The organism is [Rhizobium] kunmingense (assembly GCF_977018605.1).
In genome coordinates this window covers 1,068,248-1,087,500 of sequence record NZ_CDRNXG010000001.1, presented here as the reverse complement: position 1 = coordinate 1,087,500, position 19,253 = coordinate 1,068,248, and the positions used below count along the sequence as shown (strand labels likewise).

Below are 19,253 nucleotides of genomic sequence, written 5' to 3'. Positions count from 1 at the left end.
AGTCATGGCTAAGTGGGAAAGGATGTGAGGATCCCAAAACAACCAGGATGTTGGCTTAGAAGCAGCCATCATTTAAAGAAAGCGTAACAGCTCACTGGTCTAAATAAGGGTCTTTGCGCCGAAAATGTAACGGGGCTAAAGCCATGCACCGAAGCTGAGGATACATCGTAAGATGTGTGGTAGCGGAGCGTTCCGTAAGTCTGTGAAGGGGGACCCGTGAGGGCCCCTGGAGATATCGGAAGTGCGAATGTTGACATGAGTAACGACAAAGGGGGTGAGAGACCCCCTCGCCGAAAGACCAAGGGTTCCTGCTTAAAGTTAATCTGAGCAGGGTTAGCCGGCCCCTAAGCTGAGGCAGAAATGCGTAGGTGATGGGAACCACGTTAATATTCGTGGGCCTGGTGGTAGTGACGGATTGCGTAACTTGTAAGGTCTTATTGGATTGATCTTGCAGGGAAGCGGTTCCAGGAAATAGCTCCACCGTATAGACCGTACCCGAAACCGACACAGGTGGTCAGGTAGAGTATACCAAGGCGCTTGAGAGAACTATGCTGAAGGAACTCGGCAAATTGCACGCGTAACTTCGGAAGAAGCGTGACCCTCTTTTACGCAAGTGGAAGAGGGTGGCACAGACCAGGGGGTAGCGACTGTTTATCAAAAACACAGGGCTCTGCGAAGTCGAAAGACGACGTATAGGGTCTGACGCCTGCCCGGTGCTGGAAGGTTAAAAGGAGAGGTGCAAGCTTTGAATTGAAGCCCCAGTAAACGGCGGCCGTAACTATAACGGTCCTAAGGTAGCGAAATTCCTTGTCGGGTAAGTTCCGACCTGCACGAATGGCGTAACGACTTCCCCGCTGTCTCCAGCATAGACTCAGTGAAATTGAATTCCCCGTGAAGATGCGGGGTTCCTGCGGTTAGACGGAAAGACCCCGTGCACCTTTACTATAGCTTTACACTGGCATTCGTGTCGGCATGTGTAGGATAGGTGGTAGGCTTTGAAGCGGGGACGCCAGTCTTCGTGGAGCCATCCTTGAAATACCACCCTTATCGTCATGGATGTCTAACCGCGGTCCGTCATCCGGATCCGGGACAGTGTATGGTGGGTAGTTTGACTGGGGCGGTCGCCTCCGAAAGAGTAACGGAGGCGCGCGATGGTGGGCTCAGACCGGTCGGAAATCGGTCGTCGAGTGCAATGGCATAAGCCCGCCTGACTGCGAGACTGACAAGTCGAGCAGAGACGAAAGTCGGTCATAGTGATCCGGTGGTCCCGCGTGGAAGGGCCATCGCTCAACGGATAAAAGGTACGCCGGGGATAACAGGCTGATGACCCCCAAGAGTCCATATCGACGGGGTTGTTTGGCACCTCGATGTCGGCTCATCGCATCCTGGGGCTGGAGCAGGTCCCAAGGGTTTGGCTGTTCGCCAATTAAAGCGGTACGTGAGCTGGGTTCAGAACGTCGTGAGACAGTTCGGTCCCTATCTGCCGTGGGTGTAGGAATATTGACAGGATCTGTCCCTAGTACGAGAGGACCGGGATGGACATATCTCTGGTGGACCTGTTGTCGTGCCAACGGCATAGCAGGGTAGCTATATATGGAATGGATAACCGCTGAAGGCATCTAAGCGGGAAACCAACCTGAAAACGAGTATTCCCTATCAGGGCCGTGGTAGACGACCACGTTGATAGGAGGCGTGTGGACGTGCAGTAATGCATGAAGCTTAGCCTTACTAATAGCCCGATTGGCTTAATCGTTCCCATTGATCAATGCTCATCCGCCTGCAAACGCAGGCCGTGAGACAAAGACGTGTTCAAATCAATCACTCAAAGAGTGAACCAGCTTCTCTTCACATTGCCCTTAGATGACCTGGTGGTCATGGCGGGGCGGCCGCACCCGTTCCCATTCCGAACACGGCCGTGAAACGCCCCAGCGCCAATGGTACTCCGTCTTAAGACGCGGGAGAGTAGGTCGCTGCCAGGTCTTCTAAAGGCAATGTCCATCGCAAGATGGAAAACAATCTTCTCATAACGAAAACAAACGGCCCCTGGCCAATACCAAAGGGTCGCCCAAAGCGACCCTTCGTCGTTTGCAGAGCTGAAATGAATGAAGGACAGCGCACAGGATATAGCCGGTGCGCCCCTTACAGGAGACAACGAGCCAAGCTCGTTGCTCCGGCAGTGACCGTCACAGCACAGCTGTGACGCTACCGCGCAAGCAAAAGGCTTGCGCTCAACGCGGGGTGGAGCAGCCCGTTCGACCGGCAATCGATACTTAATAGATTGCTTCCGGTCTCACCTCATCAGGCTACGCCTGACTTGCTTCCGGGCTGATAAGCCCGAATTCTTGGTGACGCGGGGTGGAGCAGCCCGGTAGCTCGTCAGGCTCATAACCTGAAGGCCGCAGGTTCAAATCCTGCCCCCGCAACCAATATTCCCCCATCCCACAGAAATAAAACACGCCAACACAGACTTTATTGTAAGCGTTGCATCTAACCACGCTTTTGCATCGACCTTCCCCCGAAGGTTTATCTGGTTTTGAGTTCGCTCCAGCGGCTTTGAGTTACTTTATTTGCGAGAGTTACGACGGGCTGCGGTGTTGATTTCCGACCTGGTCGACTATCTCTGCGGGCCGGATGCGCGAACCATTGAGCAGAAACATATAGATCCGGAATTCCCGGATCTCGGTGTCGGTCACGCGCCGGTCAGCCTGCCGGGTTCGAACGCCTCCAGCAGCCCGCGATAGGGTTTTGCGATCGGCGTCGCATAGGCGCCGCGCTTGGCGGTCGACAGCCCCATCGTCACGAGAGATTCCGCCTGCTTCAGCGCGGCCGCCACGCCATCGACGACCGGAACGCCGAATTCGGCGCGCAGTTCGGCGGTCAGCTCGGCCATGCCGGCACAGCCGAGCACGATCGCTTCGGCCCGGTCCTCCTTCAATGCCAGGGCGATCTCGCTGCGCAGTCGGTCGCGTGCGTTGGAGTTTGGGTCTTCGAGAGACAGCACCGGTATGTCGGCCGCCCGCACATTGCAGCGCGACGCCATGCCGTAGCGATGCACCAGATGTTCCAGCGGCAGGCGTGAACGCTCCATGGTGGTCACCACGGTGAACCTCTGTGCGATGAAGGCGGTTGCCGAAACGGCCGCCTCGCAGATGCCGATCACCGGAACATTTGCCAGCGCGCGGGCCGCATCGAGGCCGGTGTCATCGAAACAGGCGATGACGACGGCATCCACGCCCGTCTTCTCACCCTCGGCGATGGCCTTGAGCAGGCCGGGAATGGCGAAGACCTCGTCGTAATAGCCTTCGATCGACACCGGTCCCATCGACGACGTGACGGCGACGATGTCCGTGCCTTGGGCGGCGACGCGGCGTGCACTGTCTGCGATCGTCGCGGTCATGCTGGCGGTGGTATTGGGATTGACGATGAGGATGCGCATGTTTGCGGGCTCAGCTCCTCGCCCGGCGGCGATTGAGATGGACGATCAGGCCAAGCGTGCCGGCAATCACCACGAAGGAGAAGACCGTGGTGACCGTGCCGAGCGCATAGAGAACCGGCGTCGTCACGTTGGTCGTCATGCCGTAGATTTCGAGCGGCAGCGTGTTGAATGAACCGGAGGTCATCAGCGTGCGGGCGAATTCGTCATAGGAGAGGGTGAAGCCGAACAGGCCGACGCCGATCAGGCTCGGCGCGATCATCGGCAGCACGACATGGCGAAAGGTCTGCCAAGACGTGGCTCCAAGGTCGCGTGCCGCTTCCTCGTAGGATGGCGAGAAGCGGTTGAACACCGCAAACATGATCAGCACGCCGAAGGGCAGCGTCCATGTCAGATGCGCGCCGAAACCGGATGAATACCATGCAGGTTGCAGGCCGAGCTGGCTGAACAGCACGCCGATGCCGAGCGACACGATGATCGACGGCACGACGAGGCTCGCGACCGCCAGATAGAAGAGCGCCGTCGCGCCGATGAACTTTCGCCGGAAGGCGAGACCGGCAAGCAGCGAGACGACGACGGTGACCAGCATGACCATGATGCCGAGCATGGCCGAACGGCGGAACGAACCGCCGAAGTCACCCACCGCCTGGGTTTCGAACAGGTTGGCGAACCAGCGCAGCGACACGCCGTTGAGCGGAAAGGTCAGCCCGCCATTCGGCCCCTGGAAGGAGAGGATCAGGATCGCCGAGAGCGGTCCGTAGAGAAAGAGCACGAAGACGGCAAAGAAGATGGCGAGGACGTAGAATTCGCGGGAGCGCGGTTCGCGGTGCATCTCAGAGCTCCTTGCGGATGTCGACGATGCGCAGAATGCCCGCGACCATCATAAGGACGAGCACCAGAAGCACCACGGCGTTGGCGGCAGCGGCGGGATATTGCAGGAGCGACATCTGGTTCTTCATCATCAGCGCGACCGAGGCGCTCTGGCCGCCGGACATGACCTGCACGGTGGAGAAGTCGGCCATGACCAATGTGACGACGAAGATCGTGCCGATCGCCATGCCGGGTTTGGCGAGTGGCATGATGACATTGGTCAGCACCTGCCAGCTCGTGGCGCCGGCATCGCGGGCGGCCTCGACCAGCGACTTGTCGATGCGCATCAGCGTGTTGAAGATCGGCGTCACCATGAACAGCGTGTAGAGATGCACCATGGCAAGCACGACGGCGAAATCGGAATAGAGCAGCCACTCGACCGGGTGGGAAACGATGCCGGCATTGACCAGTCCGGAATTGATCAGCCCGTTGCGCCCCAGAACCGGTATCCACGAGATCATGCGGATGATGTTGGATGTCAGGAAGGGAACTGTGCAGATCAGGAAGAGCACCATCTGCATCGACGTGGTGCGGATATGGAAGGCGAGGAAATAGGCGACCCAGAAGCCGATGAGTAGCGTGATCGCCCAGACCAGAAAGGCGTATTTCAGCGTATTGAGATAGGTTTTCCATGTAACCCATGAACCGAGCGTCTCCTCGTAGTTCATGGTCAGGAGGTCGGGATACATCTGGGCGAAATCATAGTCCCAGAAGCTGACGACGGCGATCATCAGGATCGGCAGGAGCAGGAAGAAACCAAGGATAAGCGTCAGCGGCACGGCCTGAAGATAGGAGATGACGGCAAGCGGCAGGCGAAAGCCCCTGGTCCTCACCCGCCCGGTATCTTCTGCTGCCGATGATGTGATCGTCGCCATTGCTCTTCCTCGGTTTGCCCCTCATCCGCCCTGCCGGGCACCTTCTCCCCGCTTGCGGGAAGAAGGAGAATTGTTGTGACCGCCTCTTTCACCATCTCCGCTTGGAGCACGTACCCTCTCCCCGCTTGCGGAGAGAGGGTTAGCGTGAGGGGCGGCCAAGGCGAACAACAGGTTCGCACGCAGACCTTGGGCCTTACGCTGCGATGAACTCGTTCCAGCGGCGGACCATGTAGCGGTCTTCGTCCATCACCGAGTTCCAGCAGGCGACATGGCCCATGCGCTCCTGGAAGGAGCCGCCGTCGCGCACCGCACCGGCCTTTTCCATCACCTTGCCATCCGGTGCGACGATGTCGCCGACGGCCGCCTTGCCTTCAATCCAGTAGCCCCATTCGTCGGCCGACATGTGTTCCTTGGCGGTTTCCATGCAGGCGGAATAGTAGCCCTGGCGGTTGAGATAGGCGCCGACCCAGCCGGACGTGTACCAGTTGATGTATTCATAGGCTGCATCGAGCTTGGCGCCGGTCAGGTGTGCCGCAAGGCCGATACCACCACCCCAGGAGCGATAGCCCTCCTTCAGCGGCTGGTATTTGCAGGCGATGCCCTTGGAGCGCACGGCGGCCACCGCCGGCGACCACATCGACTGGATGATGACTTCGCCCGACGACATCAGGTTGACCGACTCGTCGAACGACTTCCAGAAGGCGCGGAACTGGCCGTCCTGCTTGGCCTTGATCAGGAAGTCGATCGTCGCATCGATCTCTTCGCGGGTCATGTTGCCCTTGTCGGCATATTTGATATTGCCCATCGCTTCCATGATCATCGCCGCATCCATGATGCCGATCGACGGGATGTTGAGGATCGATGTCTTGCCCTTGAAGGCCGGGTCCATGATATCGGCCCAGGTGGTGATTTCGCGGCCGACGAGATCCGGGCGAATGCCGAGCGTATCGGCATTGTAGATCGTCGGCATCATGGTGAAATACTGGGTCTCTTCCTTGGCGAATGTCTTGTCGCCCGGCTTTTCGACGAAGCCGACCGTGTGCGGCGCAGTCCCTTGAGCGATCACGCTGTCCGGCGTCAGCTTGCCGTTCTTGAACAGCGGCACGACCTTGTCGTAGTATTTCAGCTTCTTCGTATCCATCGGCTGGATCACGTTGGCCGCGTAGACCTTCTTCAGGATCCAGTATTCGATATCGGCCAGATCATAGGAATTCGGCTGTGTGACGGCGCGCTGGGCTGCGGCATCGGAATCGGTTGCCGTCATTTCCAGCGTGATGCCGAGATCGGCCTTGCACTTCTCGGCGATCGCGTTGAGGTTCGAAACGCCGGTGCCGAACTGGCGAAGCGTGATCGGGTTCTGCGCCCAGATGGTCGGGAAGCCGGTGATTGCGCCCGAACCGGCGGCAAGGCCGGCAGCGGCGGACGCCGTCTTCAGCAGCGAGCGGCGGGATATGCCCTTGTTCGTCTTCTTCGTCTCGGTCATGCCAGTTCTCCTCTTGAGGTTTTATTGTTGTATTTCAGTGCTTCAGCCGCCCCAGCACGAGCGCGTCCTCGCGCTCCCAGGAAAGCGGAATGGCATCGCCCACCTTGACCGGATTGGCGAAGAAATCCTTGTCGCTGAGGATCGCGGTGAAATCCTCGACGCCGGCGCCATTGACGGTGAGTTTTACGGAAGAGCCACGATACTCGACGTTGGAAACCGAGCCGGTGAAACCGAGGCCCTTTTCCGTCGCTTCGCCGACGCGCACATGATCGGTGCGCACGGCAATATCGGCCGTGTCGACAAGCCCTGCCGCCGAGGCGCCCGTGGCGAGAAAATCCCCACCCGCCGGAACGGAGATCGTAAGTTCGTCGTCCGCACTTTTCGTTATCCGGCCGGAAATGACATTATGGTCGCCCATGAACTTTGCGACGAAGGCCGTCGCAGGCCTTTCGAACACGGTGCGCGGATGCGCCGCCTGCTCGATGCGCCCGTCATTCATGATGACGATGATGTCGGCCAGCGCCATCGCCTCTTCCTGGCTGTGCGTCACATGCACGAAGGTGATGCCGAGCGAGGTCTGCAGCTTCTTCAGTTCGGCCCGCATGCGGATCTTCAAGAAAGGGTCGAGTGCCGAAAGCGGTTCGTCGAGCAGCAGCGCTTCCGGATCGGTGATGAGTGCGCGCGCCAGTGCCACGCGCTGCTGCTGGCCGCCGGAGAGCTGGGCCGGGCGACGTGTCGCATAGGCTTCGAGCTGCATAAGCCTAAGCATGTCCATGGCCTTGGCGCGCCGTTCATCCTTCTCCACGCCCTTCATCTTGAGCGAGAAGGCGACATTGTCGACGAGGTCGAGATGCGGGAAGAGCGCGTAGGACTGGAACATCATCGCCGTGCCGCGTTTCGCCGGCGGCAGGTCGGTGACGACCGCGTTGCCCAGGCGGATATCGCCCGTCGAAATGCTTTCATGTCCGGCGATCATTCTCAGTGTCGAAGTCTTGCCGCAGCCCGACGGGCCGAGCAGGCAGCAATAAGTGCCGGCCGGTATTTTCAGACTGATCTCGTGCACCGCCGTGGTGGCGCCGTAGATTTTCGAAACGGATACGATGTCTATTTCAGCGGCTTTGCTCATAGGCATTCTCCTGCGACCCGAAGAAGAGGATGCATCAGCCGTGCCAGTTCAGCTTCCCATTGAAGATGCTTGCGAATTTGCAACCGGCTAGAAATTGGCATTTGCGGATGCGCAAATTTGCAGCGATCGTTTTCGATCTAATGTCTAAATCGTATGCAATCTTTGCCGGCGATTGCAAAACATCACACTAGGCAGAGGGGCGCGCAGCAGGTTAGAAGAAGACATGCCGGACAAAACCAGATGACACTGCTCGAAAAGACCGAAGCCACCACCGACACGGCGATCGAGGACCGCTCGATGGCGATCCGTGAAAAGCTGCGCAACGCGATCATCGATCGCCGCCTGACGCCGGGTACGAAACTGTCGGAAGCGGAGGTCGGTTCGCTCTTCGATGTCAGCCGCACCGTCGCCCGTGCCGCCTTGCAGATGCTCACGTTCGAAGGCCTGGTGAAAACCGAGCGCAACCGCGGCGCTTTCGTCTCCAATCCGACGCCGGAAGAAGCGCGGCAGATTTTTGCCTCCCGCCGCCTGATCGAACCCGGTATCATCGCCGCCGCCGTCGATCGCATCACGGCGGAGGATATATCCCGCTTCCGTCAGCAGTTGACGGAGGAAGAGCGCTACATGAACGAACGCGGTCCGGCAGCGCGCCGGGCGGAGATCAAGGCCTCGGGCGATTTCCATCTTATGCTGGCATCGGTAGCCGGAAATGCCATTCTGCAGCGCTTCATGGATGAACTTGTCGCCCGCTCCTCATTGGTGATCGCACTTTACGGGCGTACCGGTGTCTCGAGCTGCGGCCACAGCGAGCATTTCGCCATTTTGGACCTGATTGAAAAAGGCGATGCCAAGCGCGCCGCCGATCTGATGCTGCATCATATCGACCACATCGAGGCCGATCTCGATCTGCAGCCGAAACAGGGTTTTGGCCTCAGGGATGCCCTGTCGATCAGCTAGATGATCTCCCCGGAATGTCGGCTGTCAGTTTCATAATCCGTACATATCCCTGTCATGCGGCTGTAAGAATCCGGCCCTAGAAACTGCCTCGGTTGCACGGCTGTGCAAAAGGGGATGGTATGGAACAGGTCGGATTTCTGGAACTCAAGGGCATCGCGAGCCGCTACGGCGCGACCCAGGTGCTGAAGGATATCGACCTGTCGATCGCCAGGGGCGAGTTCGTCGCGCTGCTCGGCTCTTCCGGCTGCGGCAAGACCACACTGCTGCGCCTTATCGCCGGCTTCAACAATCCGACGTCCGGCAATATCCGCGTTCGCAACCAGGATGTCGCGCATCTGCCGCCCGACAGGCGCGGCATGGCGTTGGTTTTCCAGTCCTACGCGCTCTGGCCGCATATGACCGTCGCCCAGAACATCGGCTACGGCCTGAAGCTGAAGGGGCTTTCGCGTCCTGCGATTGCCGATAAAGTCTCGGCAATGCAGGCGTTGCTCGGCCTCGGCGGGCTGGAGGCGCGCAAGCCCGCGGCGCTTTCCGGTGGCCAGCGCCAGCGTGTCGCCCTTGGCCGTGCACTCGCCGTCGACCCGGAAATCCTGCTTCTCGACGAGCCGCTGTCCAACCTCGATGCCCGTATCCGCCTGACCGTGCGCCACGAGTTGCGCGCCCTGCAGAAACGCCTCGGCATTACCGCCATCCATGTCACCCATGACCGGGAAGAGGCGATGGTGATGGCTGACCGGATCGTCATTCTCGATGCCGGCCGCATTGCCCAGGAGGGTACACCGGAAGAGGTGTTCAACCGTCCGGTCTCGGCCTTCGTCGCGGCCTTCATGGGGGCGGAAAACATGCTGCCGCTCGATGGCGCGCCGGAAGGCGAGGCTTTCTTCATCGCAGCCGGCCCGAGCAATGCCGCCTGTCGGGTGCCGCTTCTCAACCGTCCGCTTGCTGCCGGAAAACTGGAAGCGCGCTTCCGGCCGGAGGCGGCACGGCTTCATGCCGATCTGCACTCTGTTCCCAACTCCGCCGGCATCGTCTTTCACGGAGATGTCGCAGCCGTCAGCTATCCGGGTGGCCATTGGCGCCATGTGGTGAAGCTCGCGGATCGTGAAATCCTGGCTGACGCCGATCGCCCGTTCGCGCCGGGCGATCGTGTCGCCGTGCACGTGCCGGCGGATGCCCTCTTCCTCTTCAATACCTGACTTTCATGCCTGCATTTCCCCAGTATTTCCCTAGCCAATTTCTACTCCACGGAGAAACCCGATGAAGAAACTCTCCTACGCAGCCCTTGCCGTCGCCTTCGCAGCCGTGCCGGTCAACTCGTCCGCCTGGGCCGCCGAGCTGACGGTTGCCACTGCCGGCGACCAGAACATGGTCGACTACATCAACCAGTATCTCGGTCCGCTGTTCGAGCAGACCTATCCGGGCAACACGGTCCGCGCCATCGGCACCGGTCCCGGTGATGCCGGTTCGCAGAAGTTGCTGGAGCGCTTCGACGCTCAGGCTGCCGCCAATACCGCCACCTGGGATGTCGATGTGGCTGTCGTCCACGAAAAGTTCGCAGGCCCGATGGTGACCAAGAACTACCTCGCCAAGTATCGCGACGACATCGACACCGGCAAGCTTGTGACCCGCGACAATGCCAGAATGGCGCTCGGCACCAATGTCGACGGCTATGTCATGCCGATGTTCAACAGCCAGACGGCGCTGGCCTACAACCCTGATCTCGTGCCTAACCCGCCGAAATCCTATGCGGAACTGGCGGATTGGGCCAAGGCCAACCCGAAGCAGTTCGGCTATAACGGCATCAAGGGCGGTGCGTCGGGCGTGTCCTTCGTCATGGGCTGGATCTATGCCTTCGGTGAGGGCGACGCCAACACGCTGATGAACGGCCCGTTCAATGCGGCGGATACGGCCAAGTGGGACACGGCTTTCAAGAGCCTCGCCGACTTCACCACCAACGCGACGCTGACGCCCGGTAATGCCGGCACGCTCGATCTTCTGTCGCGTGGCGAAATCGCCATCGGTCCGGTCTGGGTCGACATGTTCTATTCCTGGCAGGCCAATGGTCAGCTGCCGCCGACGATGAAGCTCGTTCTGCCGGCTCCGGGCATGCCGGGCCAGCCGATGCACTACGTCGTACCGGAAAAGGCTGCCAACAAAGACCTGGCGGAAAAGTTCATCGCACTCGCTACCAGCCCCAAGGTTCAGGCCGAAGGCATCGTCAAGCGCTTCAACTGGTATCCCGGCATCGACGCCGACAAGGTAAAGGCGGAACTCGACGAGGCCACCTGGAACAAGCTGTTCGTCGACATCTCGCCGGAAGATCTCGCCACCAAGGGCAAGCCTTTCCCGATTGCTCCTTACAACACGGCGATCCTCGAGGCCTACGAGAAGTCGGTGAAGTAACAGCGGCGGCAAAGACTGCCCCTCACCCTAACCCTCTCCCCGTAAACGGGGCGAGGGGACGTGCCCCAAGATAGGTGGCCGGGTGCGGCAAAAGTCCTTCTCCCCGCGCGCGGCGAGAAGGTGCCCGCAGGCGGATGAGGGGCAACCCCCTTCGCCATTCGGCAGCCGAAGCGCACAAACCCATCGAGCTCCAAAATGCCCAGACGTCTTCTCGGTCTCATTCTTGTTACGCCCGCCCTGGCGGTGATCCTTTTCCTGTTCATCCTGCCGCTCGTCATGTCCGCGGTCGGAGCCTTTCAGGTCGAGGGCGCCTTCGGCTTCGGCAATTTCGACAAGACGTTCGATCTCTATACCAAGGATATCGTCTTCACCGTCGTCATCGTCGGGTTGTCGACGCTGCTGATCGGCCTTCTTGCGATTTCCATCGGCGGCTATCTGACGCTTGGCGAAAACCCGCGCGCGGTCGCAATCCTGCGTTTTCTCTACCGCTGGCCGATGTTCATTCCCTTCATCGTCGTAGGTCAGGTACTGCGCACGTTTCTGGCCAAGAGCGGCATGATGAACAATGTCGCGATCAATCTCGGCATGATCACCCCGCTGGAAGCCCAGAGTTTCCTCGACTGGCGTGGCATCGTCATCGCTTTCGTCTGGAAACAGACGCCCTTTGTCGCGCTGCTGGTTGCCGGTGCCATGGCCTCCATCAATCGTGAGACGATCGATGCCGCCCGCAATCTGGGCGCCTCGAAACTGCGCGTCCTCATCGAGATCATCGTACCGCAGGTGGGAATGACGGTAACGGTTGGCCTCATCCTCTCCTTCGTCACCATGATGTCGGTTCTTTCGGTGCCGCTGATGATCAACGCCCAGTCACCGACCATGATCACTGCCGACATCGCCTTCCGGGTCAATTCCTATGGCGACTACGGCGTTGCCAATGCGCTCGGCCTCGTCTCGCTGCTGCTCGCCTCCTCGGTCGCCTGGATCTATCTGCGCGCCAGCCTGAAGGAGCGCAGCTGATGCCGAGCCTGAAAGCCAATCCCGCGCTTCTCAACGCGCTCTGGTGGGTGCCGCGCGGCATCGTCTTCGGCACGCTCGCCTTCTTCATCTTCGGGCCGCTGTTCAATCTGCTTGTCTGGACGGTGGCGGAGAAGTGGTATTTCCCGCACAGCATGCCGCTGGAATATGGCTTCAGCCACTGGGCCAGGGTTTTTGCGCCGCGTGGTGGCGCAATGGAATCGCTCGGCAATTCGATTGTCGTCGCGCTGCTGACGGTCGTCGTTTCGCTCGCGCTGGCAATTCCGGCAGGTTACGCACTGGCGCGGCTGAAACTGCCGTTCCGCGGCCTGATCCTGCTCGCCTTCCTCATCCCGCAGGCGTTTCCGAACCTCACCGTCTATGTCAACGTCGCCCGCATCTTCTACGAGATCGGCCTCAACGGCACGATCCCCGGCGTCGTTCTCGTGCATGTCTCGCATGGTCTCGTCTACGCCGTGTGGATCGCCACGGCAGCCTTTTCGGCGATCGATATCGAGCTGGAACAGGCCGCCCGCAATCTCGGCGCCGGGCCGATGCGCGCATTCATGGATGTGACGCTGCCGCTTGCGGCGCCCGGTCTGATGGCGAGCGCCATCTTCGTATTCCTCGAAAGCCTGGATGAATTCACCGGCAGCTATTTCGTCGGTGCACCCGACGTCAACATGCTGCCGCTGTTGCTCTACACCGCCGGTGCCGGCGGCAATTACCAGGTCGCATCCATCACCGCGCTATTGCTGCTCATCCCCTCTCTGATCTTCATGGCGGTGGTCGAGCGGTTCCTGCGCGCCGATGTTCTTTCCAAAGTGGGGCACTGACGATCATGAAAGACGACAGACGGATGCGCTTCGTCAGCGCCGAACAGGTGGCAAAGCTTGCCGGCGTTTCGCGCTCGGCGGTGTCGCGCACGTTCACGCCGGGAGCCAGCGTTTCGACGGCCACGCGGGAAAAAGTGATGAAGGCGGCCGATGAGCTCGGCTATCACGTCAATGACCTCGCCCGCGGGGTGCTGGCCAACCAGAGCCGGCTGGTCGGCATCGTGGCGACCAAGCCGGAGATCGGCTTTCGCGCCCACTTGACGGCGGCGCTCACCAAGGCGCTGATCCGCCGCGGCTCGATCCCCGTTCTCATCAATACCGGCGAGACCGAGGAAGAATTGTTGGCCGCGCAGAAAATGCTGATAGGCCACCGTGCCGAAGCGACCGTCATTCTCTCCGGCTCGCCGCCGGCAAGCTTTTTCGAACTCGCCCAGCGCAACGGTCAGCCGCTCGTCGTCATCGGTCGGTCAGAGCCGGATGCTGACCATGTTCTCGCCGGCAATGTCGAGGCCTCGCAAGAAGCTGCTGCCGCGTTCATTGCCGCCGGCCGTTCCCGTCTGGCAGTCATCGGCTCGCATTCCGCTACGCCAAGCATTGCCGAGCGCGAGAATGCCTTCGTCGCCGCAGTCGCTGCCGCGGGCCTTGTGGCGCGTGTGGCGCATGGCCGTGATTCCGATTATGACGGCGGCGTCGCTGCGGCCCGCAGCCTGTTTGCCGATGGCGAACGGCCGGACGCGATCTTTTGCGCCAACGACTTGCTGGCTTTCGGGGCGATGGATGGCATCCGCCGGGAATTCGGCCTCAGCGTGCCGGATGATGTGGCGCTGATCGGCTTCGACGACGTTCCGGAGGCGGCATGGCTGAGTTATGGGCTGACCACCTTTCGGCAGGACCCGGCGACGATTGCAGCCCGCGCGGTCACGCTCATCGACCGGCGGCTGCGCAACCCGGATGAAACGCGCGCCTATGAGCGGATCATTCCACATCTGGTAGCCCGCTCGTCGTTCGTTCCAGCCTGATTGCCGAACTTGGTCACGCCACGGCGTTTCGCCGCTTGCCTTCCAGAAGGTCGATGATCGAGTTGGCGGCATCGAGCACGTTGGTGCCGGGTCCGAAGACGGCGGCGACGCCGTTTTCCAGCAGGTAGTCGTAATCCTGCCGCGGGATCACCCCGCCGACCACGACGATGACGTTCTTAGCCCCCTTCGCTTTCAGCGCTTCCACCAGTTGCGGCGCGAGCGTCCGGTGGCCGGCGGCGAGCGACGACATGCCGACGACCTGCACATTCCGGGCGACCGCCAGATCGGCTGCCTCCTCCGGCGTCTGGAACAGCGGGCCTGCCAGAACCTCGAAGCCGATATCGCCGAAGGCGGACGCGATCACCTTGGCGCCGCGGTCATGTCCGTCCTGGCCGAGCTTTGCGACGAGGATTTTCGGCCGGCCCTTGCCGGAGGATTTCCCATAGTCGGATAGCCGGCTTACGATCGATCTGTATTCCGGGTCATCGGAATAGGCAGGCCCATAGATGTCGCCCACCACTTCCGGCTTTGCGGCGTGATCGCCGAAGGATTGGCGCATCGCATCGGATATTTCGCCGACGGTTGCGCGCGCACGGGCCGCCTCGACGGCTGCCTCCAAAAGATTGCCCCTGCCGGATTTCGCCACGTCGGAAAGGGCGGCCAGCGCCTCTGTGGCACGCTTGGGATCGCGCTGCCGGCGAACCTCTTCGAGCCGGGCGATCTGGGCCTTGCGGACGGCCGAATTGTCGATCGCGAGAATGTCGATATCGTCCTCGTTTTCCAGCCGATACTTGTTGACCCCGACGATGATCTCTTCCGAACGGTCTACCTTTGCCTGGCGCAGCGTCGCGGCTTCCTCGATCAGCCGCTTCGGCAGGCCGTCGGCCACGGCCTTGGTCATGCCGCCCAGCGCCTCGACTTCCTCGATCAGCGCCCAGGCTTTTTGCGCCAGCTCATCCGTCAGGCTCTCGACATAGTAGGAGCCTGCCAGGGGATCGACGACATTGGTGACGCCGGTCTCGTGCTGCAGGATAAGCTGGGTGTTGCGGGCGATACGGGCGGAAAAATCGGTCGGCAGCGCCATCGCCTCGTCGAGCGCATTGGTGTGCAGCGACTGGGTGCCGCCGAGCACGGCCGACAGCGCCTCGTAAGCCGTGCGGATGACGTTGTTGTACGGGTCCTGTTCGGCCAGCGATACGCCGGATGTCTGGCAGTGGGTGCGCAGCATCAGCGATCCGGGCTTTTTCGGCTCGAATTCCTCCATGATCCGCGACCAGAGCAGGCGCGCGGCGCGCAGCTTTGCCGCCTCCATGAAGAAATTCATGCCGATGGCGAAGAAGAAGGACAGGCGCCCGGCGAAGTCGTCGACATTCAGGCCCTTGGCGAGTGCGGCCCGGACATATTCGCGGCCGTCGGCCAGCGTGAAGGCCAATTCCTGCACCAGCGTCGCGCCTGCCTCCTGCATGTGATAGCCGGAGATCGAGATGGAGTTGAACCGCGGCATTTCCTTCGCAGTATACTCGATGATGTCGGCAACGATCCGCATCGAAGGCTCGGGCGGGTAGATATAGGTGTTGCGGACCATGAACTCCTTGAGGATGTCGTTCTGGATCGTGCCTGACAGTTCCGCCCTCGAACAGCCCTGCTCCTCGCCGGCGACGATGAAGGAGGCGAGTATCGGAATGACCGCACCGTTCATCGTCATCGACACGGACATGTCTTTCAGCGGAATGCCGTCGAACAGGATCTTCATGTCCTCGACGCTGTCGATCGCCACGCCCGCCTTGCCGACATCGCCCTCGACACGCGGATGGTCGCTATCATAGCCGCGGTGGGTGGCGAGATCGAAGGCGACCGACAGACCCTTCTGCCCGGCGGCGAGATTGCGGCGATAGAAGGCGTTGCTCTCCTGCGCGATGGAGAAACCCGCATACTGACGGATCGTCCAGGGACGGCCGGCATACATCGTCGCGCGCGGTCCGCGCACGAACGGCTTGATGCCCGGCATCGTATCGAGATGTTCGATGCCGTCGAGATCCTCGGCCGTGTAGAGCGGCTTGATGTCTATGCCTTCGGCCGTATGCCAGGTCAGCGTTTCGGGCGAAGCCTTCAGCTCCTTCTCCGCGAGCTTCTCCCAGTCTTCCCTTTTGGCCTTCGAGCTTTTGTCCGACACCGATTTCCTCCTCAACATGCGGTTTCGTTCACACGTCTCATCGACGCCGTGGTTCTAACTTAGTGCCCGGATGGGGCGCTGGAAGCCGCGTCGGGAATTTTTTAGCCGTGAGATTGATATGGAGGCTTTGGCGATTGCCCCGCATCGGGGCAGTCTTGAGCCTGCTATGGCACCGGGACTGCGGCATGTTACGAAGGACCGCGCTATCGTCAATTTCTACGTCGATGACGAGCGTGGAATCATGGAAATTGCTGCCGTCTTCTTGGATAGCCGGAACATAGCAAGCGGATGTTGAAGCGGCTGGGGCGGTGAAACTTAAGTCCGTAATCAGGAATCGCTGATAGCCGTGTTTGGGAGTGTCGACATTCTCACCGCTTTGAAGCCTTCCTCGCTCAAGCCATACACGCCCTTGTCGATCTTTTCGAACCAGCCGTAGTAATTGTCGCGCAGGATCGGGCCGGCCTTGGAGGTGATGTCCTTCAGGTCGCGCGGGCGAAGTGGGCCATCGGCAAGAGCAGAGGCGCAGGCGATCGCCTGCTGCCGGTAAGCGGTCATGATCGGGATCTTCGTCGAGCCGCCGAGCGCCGGGTCGCCCTGGCGCTTGCGGTGTTCCTTGATCAGCCTGGTGCGCCGCTTAGGGTTCGTGCGCGGCATAGGCGAGACGGAGCTGACGAGAATGCTGACCTCCCCGGCATCGGATACGCCGAGCATGCCGATGCCGAGCCGGCGGCACAGGTCGCGGTAGCGCTTGTCCGCCTCGCGCCCCCGGCCCTTGGCCGAAACACGTGCGGCGATCCAGACTTCGTCGGCGGCTGTCGCGCGGTCGACGGCCTGCAGGATGAGTTCCAGATTGAAGGACAGCTTGAGCTCGCAGACGACCATGACGGTCGGCTCGCCCTCATTCAGCGCAACGATATCGCAGCCGCCGATCTCGCCCTTGACCGTGTAGCCGCAGGCTTCGAGGAAGGTTTTGACCGGGAGATAGAGCGAGGTTTCCATGCGCGGTTCGATAGCATGATTTGCAATGCCGAACCCAGCCTCGCCGTTATTCGAATTCCAGGATCAGTTCATCGACGGCAAGGCTCTGGCCGGCGACGGCTGCGATACGTTTGACGAGCCCCTGTCTTTCGGCTTTCAGCACATTCTCCATCTTCATCGCCTCGACGGTGGCAAGCGTCTGGCCGGCCTCCACCGTATCCCCCTCACGGACGGTGATTGCGGTGACGACGCCCGGCATCGGGCAGAGCAGCATTTTCGATGTATCGGCCGGCTGTTTGACCGGCATCAGCCGAGCCAGTTCGGCGATCCGCGGCGAGCGCACCCGCGCGTTCACATCCATGCCGCGCCAGCGCAGCCTGATTGCCGATCCGTTTGTCTCGACCTTGACCGTCAGGCTCTCGCCGCCGATGTGAAATTCGGCAAGCGTGTGACCCGGCAACCAGCCGCTGGCAGCTGCAAGCCTTTCGCCATCGGCAAAGCGCACGAAAGCGCCATCGGCAGCCGCCTCCATCGTCACCGCTTGCTCACCCAGAGGCTTCGGGCCCTGAGAGAGGGCCACGACCCAATCCCTGGCAACGGTGCGGCGGCGTTTTGACAGCGCGCCGGAAATCCAGGTTGCCCGTTCTTCCACGGACTGATGGATAAGCGTGGCGATCGCAGCCAGTTTCCGTGCCGCTTCGGCATCCGGTCGAACCCCGTCAAAGCCGTCGGGAAATTCCTCGGCAATGTAGGCGGTGGTCAGCGCGCCGGAGCGAAACCGGTCCTGGCCCATGACGGCCGACAGGAAAGGCAGGTTATGACCGATACCCTCGAGTTCGAAACCGTCGAGCGCCTCGCGCATCGCATCGATCGCGGTGGTGCGGTCCTCCGCCCAGGCGCACAGCTTGGCAATCATCGGGTCGTAATGCATCGAGATCTCACCGCCTTCGAAGACGCCGGTATCGTTGCGGATGACGGCGCCGCTCTCCTGCAATCCTTCCATCGGCGGGCGATACCGCGACAGGCGGCCGATCGACGGCAGGAAATTGCGGTAAGGGTCTTCAGCATAGAGCCGGCTTTCGATGGCCCACCCGGTCAGACCGACATCATCCTGCCCGAAGGAAAGCGTCTCGCCGGCTGCAATGCGGATCATCTGCTCGACGAGATCGATACCCGTCACCAGTTCGGTGACGGGATGTTCGACCTGCAGCCGCGTGTTCATTTCGAGGAAGTAGAAATTCCGCTCGCCATCGACGATGAATTCCACCGTGCCGGCTGAGAAGTAGCCGACGGCCTGTGCCAGCGCGACGGCCTGTGCGCCCATCGCCGCCCTGGTCTTTTCATCGAGAAAGGGCGAGGGGGCTTCCTCGATGACCTTCTGGTTCCGCCGCTGGATCGAACATTCCCGCTCGCCGAGGTGAAGCATCGTGCCGTGCCGGTCTCCGAGCACCTGGATTTCGATATGGCGGGGCTGGGTGATGAATTTCTCGATGAAGATGCGATCGTCGCCGAACGAGGATCTGGCCTCGTTCCTCGATGACTGGAACCCTTCACGCGCCTGCTGCTCGTCGAAGGCAATCCGCATTCCCTTGCCGCCGCCACCGGCGGATGCCTTGATCATCACCGGATAGCCGATCGCGGCCGCGATCCTGACGGCTTCCTCTGCATCGCCGATCGGGTCCATATGGCCGGGCACGGTGGAGACGCCGGCATCGGCGGCGATCCTCTTCGAGGTGATCTTGTCGCCCATGGCCTCGATTGCCTTTACCGGCGGGCCTATGAAGGCAACTCCGACCTTCTCCAGCGCCGCGGCAAAGGCGGCGTTTTCGGAGAGGAACCCGTAGCCCGGATGCACGGCATCTGCCCCGGTCTTGCGGATCGCATCGAGGATCTTGTCGATGACGATATAGGACTGGCTGGACGGTGCCGGGCCGATATGAACGGCCTCATCGGCCATCGTCACGTGCAGCGCATTGGCATCGGCATCCGAATAGACGGCGACTGTCGCGATGCCCATCTTGCGTGCAGTCTTGATGACGCGGCAGGCGATCTCGCCGCGATTGGCGATGAGGATCTTGTTGAACAT

General features: G+C 60.8%; 14 protein-coding genes, 1 tRNA gene and 2 rRNA genes (1 of these 17 cut by a window edge). 9 read left to right on the top strand and 8 right to left on the bottom strand.

Annotated features, from left to right (window positions below):
* The 3 genes from AC0JZ4_RS05475 to AC0JZ4_RS05465 all read left to right on the top strand — a co-directional run.
* Nucleotides 1–1,753, top strand: a 23S ribosomal RNA gene (locus tag AC0JZ4_RS05475); it begins 1,046 nt to the left of the window's first position.
* 111 nt (nucleotides 1,754–1,864) lie between these two features.
* Nucleotides 1,865–1,979, top strand: a 5S ribosomal RNA gene (gene rrf, locus AC0JZ4_RS05470).
* Nucleotides 1,980–2,349: 370 nt separating this feature from the next.
* Nucleotides 2,350–2,426, top strand: a tRNA-Met gene (locus AC0JZ4_RS05465).
* Nucleotides 2,427–2,689: 263 nt separating this feature from the next.
* Here AC0JZ4_RS05465 and AC0JZ4_RS05460 read toward each other — a convergent pair.
* The 5 genes from AC0JZ4_RS05460 to AC0JZ4_RS05440 form a co-directional block, all read right to left on the bottom strand.
* Nucleotides 2,690–3,436 (bottom strand): aspartate/glutamate racemase family protein, encoded by a 747-nt coding sequence (locus AC0JZ4_RS05460; RefSeq protein WP_471885412.1) that lies wholly within the window; start codon nucleotides 3,434–3,436, stop codon nucleotides 2,690–2,692.
* Between the two features lie 10 nt (nucleotides 3,437–3,446).
* On the bottom strand, nucleotides 3,447–4,265 hold the full coding sequence (locus tag AC0JZ4_RS05455) for an ABC transporter permease (protein ID WP_471885411.1): 819 nt from the start codon (nucleotides 4,263–4,265) through the stop codon (nucleotides 3,447–3,449).
* Between the two features lies 1 nt (nucleotide 4,266).
* A complete protein-coding gene (locus tag AC0JZ4_RS05450) occupies nucleotides 4,267–5,178 on the bottom strand; it encodes an ABC transporter permease (RefSeq protein WP_471885410.1) in 912 nt (303 codons plus the stop codon).
* 193 nt (nucleotides 5,179–5,371) lie between these two features.
* Nucleotides 5,372–6,661, bottom strand: coding sequence for an ABC transporter substrate-binding protein (locus AC0JZ4_RS05445; RefSeq protein ID WP_471885409.1), 1,290 nt, complete (start codon nucleotides 6,659–6,661; stop codon nucleotides 5,372–5,374).
* 34 nt (nucleotides 6,662–6,695) lie between these two features.
* Nucleotides 6,696–7,787, bottom strand: a complete 1,092-nt coding sequence (locus AC0JZ4_RS05440) for an ABC transporter ATP-binding protein (RefSeq protein ID WP_471885408.1) — start codon at nucleotides 7,785–7,787, stop codon at nucleotides 6,696–6,698.
* Nucleotides 7,788–8,027: 240 nt separating this feature from the next.
* Between AC0JZ4_RS05440 and AC0JZ4_RS05435 the strand changes: the two genes are divergently transcribed.
* The 6 genes from AC0JZ4_RS05435 (at nucleotide 8,028) to AC0JZ4_RS05410 (ending at nucleotide 14,016) form a co-directional block, all read left to right on the top strand.
* Nucleotides 8,028–8,744, top strand: a complete 717-nt coding sequence (locus AC0JZ4_RS05435) for a GntR family transcriptional regulator (protein ID WP_471885407.1) — start codon at nucleotides 8,028–8,030, stop codon at nucleotides 8,742–8,744.
* A 119-nt stretch (nucleotides 8,745–8,863) separates the two neighbouring features.
* A complete protein-coding gene (locus AC0JZ4_RS05430; RefSeq protein ID WP_471885406.1) occupies nucleotides 8,864–9,940 on the top strand; it encodes an ABC transporter ATP-binding protein in 1,077 nt (358 codons plus the stop codon).
* Nucleotides 9,941–10,001: 61 nt separating this feature from the next.
* Nucleotides 10,002–11,147 (top strand): ABC transporter substrate-binding protein, encoded by a 1,146-nt coding sequence (locus AC0JZ4_RS05425; protein WP_471885405.1) that lies wholly within the window; start codon nucleotides 10,002–10,004, stop codon nucleotides 11,145–11,147.
* A gap of 195 nt (nucleotides 11,148–11,342) precedes the next feature.
* Nucleotides 11,343–12,164, top strand: a complete 822-nt coding sequence (locus AC0JZ4_RS05420; RefSeq protein WP_471885404.1) for an ABC transporter permease — start codon at nucleotides 11,343–11,345, stop codon at nucleotides 12,162–12,164.
* Nucleotides 12,164–12,997 (top strand): ABC transporter permease, encoded by an 834-nt coding sequence (locus tag AC0JZ4_RS05415; RefSeq protein ID WP_471885403.1) that lies wholly within the window; start codon nucleotides 12,164–12,166, stop codon nucleotides 12,995–12,997. The genes AC0JZ4_RS05420 and AC0JZ4_RS05415 overlap by 1 nt, the downstream gene beginning before the upstream one ends.
* A 5-nt stretch (nucleotides 12,998–13,002) precedes the next feature.
* On the top strand, nucleotides 13,003–14,016 hold the full coding sequence (locus tag AC0JZ4_RS05410) for a LacI family DNA-binding transcriptional regulator (protein WP_471885402.1): 1,014 nt from the start codon (nucleotides 13,003–13,005) through the stop codon (nucleotides 14,014–14,016).
* 13 nt (nucleotides 14,017–14,029) lie between these two features.
* Here AC0JZ4_RS05410 and scpA read toward each other — a convergent pair whose 3' ends face one another.
* The 3 genes from scpA to AC0JZ4_RS05395 all read right to left on the bottom strand — a co-directional run bounded on the left by scpA (nucleotide 14,030) and on the right by AC0JZ4_RS05395 (nucleotide 19,253).
* Nucleotides 14,030–16,207, bottom strand: a complete 2,178-nt coding sequence (scpA, locus tag AC0JZ4_RS05405; RefSeq protein WP_471885401.1) for a methylmalonyl-CoA mutase — start codon at nucleotides 16,205–16,207, stop codon at nucleotides 14,030–14,032.
* 309 nt (nucleotides 16,208–16,516) lie between these two features.
* On the bottom strand, nucleotides 16,517–17,188 hold the full coding sequence (locus AC0JZ4_RS05400; protein ID WP_471885400.1) for a DUF2161 domain-containing phosphodiesterase: 672 nt from the start codon (nucleotides 17,186–17,188) through the stop codon (nucleotides 16,517–16,519).
* 46 nt (nucleotides 17,189–17,234) lie between these two features.
* A complete protein-coding gene (locus AC0JZ4_RS05395; protein ID WP_471885399.1) occupies nucleotides 17,235–19,253 on the bottom strand; it encodes an acetyl-CoA carboxylase biotin carboxylase subunit in 2,019 nt (672 codons plus the stop codon).

Coding starts and splice junctions, on each gene's coding strand:
- AC0JZ4_RS05460 (WP_471885412.1), bottom strand. CDS start 3,436: ATGCGCATCCTCATCGTCAATCCCAATACCACCGCCAGCATGACCGCG.
- AC0JZ4_RS05455 (WP_471885411.1), bottom strand. CDS start 4,265: ATGCACCGCGAACCGCGCTCCCGCGAATTCTACGTCCTCGCCATCTTC.
- AC0JZ4_RS05450 (WP_471885410.1), bottom strand. CDS start 5,178: ATGGCGACGATCACATCATCGGCAGCAGAAGATACCGGGCGGGTGAGG.
- AC0JZ4_RS05445 (WP_471885409.1), bottom strand. CDS start 6,661: ATGACCGAGACGAAGAAGACGAACAAGGGCATATCCCGCCGCTCGCTG.
- AC0JZ4_RS05440 (WP_471885408.1), bottom strand. CDS start 7,787: ATGAGCAAAGCCGCTGAAATAGACATCGTATCCGTTTCGAAAATCTAC.
- AC0JZ4_RS05435 (WP_471885407.1), top strand. CDS start 8,028: ATGACACTGCTCGAAAAGACCGAAGCCACCACCGACACGGCGATCGAG.
- AC0JZ4_RS05430 (WP_471885406.1), top strand. CDS start 8,864: ATGGAACAGGTCGGATTTCTGGAACTCAAGGGCATCGCGAGCCGCTAC.
- AC0JZ4_RS05425 (WP_471885405.1), top strand. CDS start 10,002: ATGAAGAAACTCTCCTACGCAGCCCTTGCCGTCGCCTTCGCAGCCGTG.
- AC0JZ4_RS05420 (WP_471885404.1), top strand. CDS start 11,343: ATGCCCAGACGTCTTCTCGGTCTCATTCTTGTTACGCCCGCCCTGGCG.
- AC0JZ4_RS05415 (WP_471885403.1), top strand. CDS start 12,164: ATGCCGAGCCTGAAAGCCAATCCCGCGCTTCTCAACGCGCTCTGGTGG.
- AC0JZ4_RS05410 (WP_471885402.1), top strand. CDS start 13,003: ATGAAAGACGACAGACGGATGCGCTTCGTCAGCGCCGAACAGGTGGCA.
- scpA (WP_471885401.1), bottom strand. CDS start 16,207: ATGTTGAGGAGGAAATCGGTGTCGGACAAAAGCTCGAAGGCCAAAAGG.
- AC0JZ4_RS05400 (WP_471885400.1), bottom strand. CDS start 17,188: ATGGAAACCTCGCTCTATCTCCCGGTCAAAACCTTCCTCGAAGCCTGC.
- AC0JZ4_RS05395 (WP_471885399.1), bottom strand. CDS start 19,253: ATGTTCAACAAGATCCTCATCGCCAATCGCGGCGAGATCGCCTGCCGC.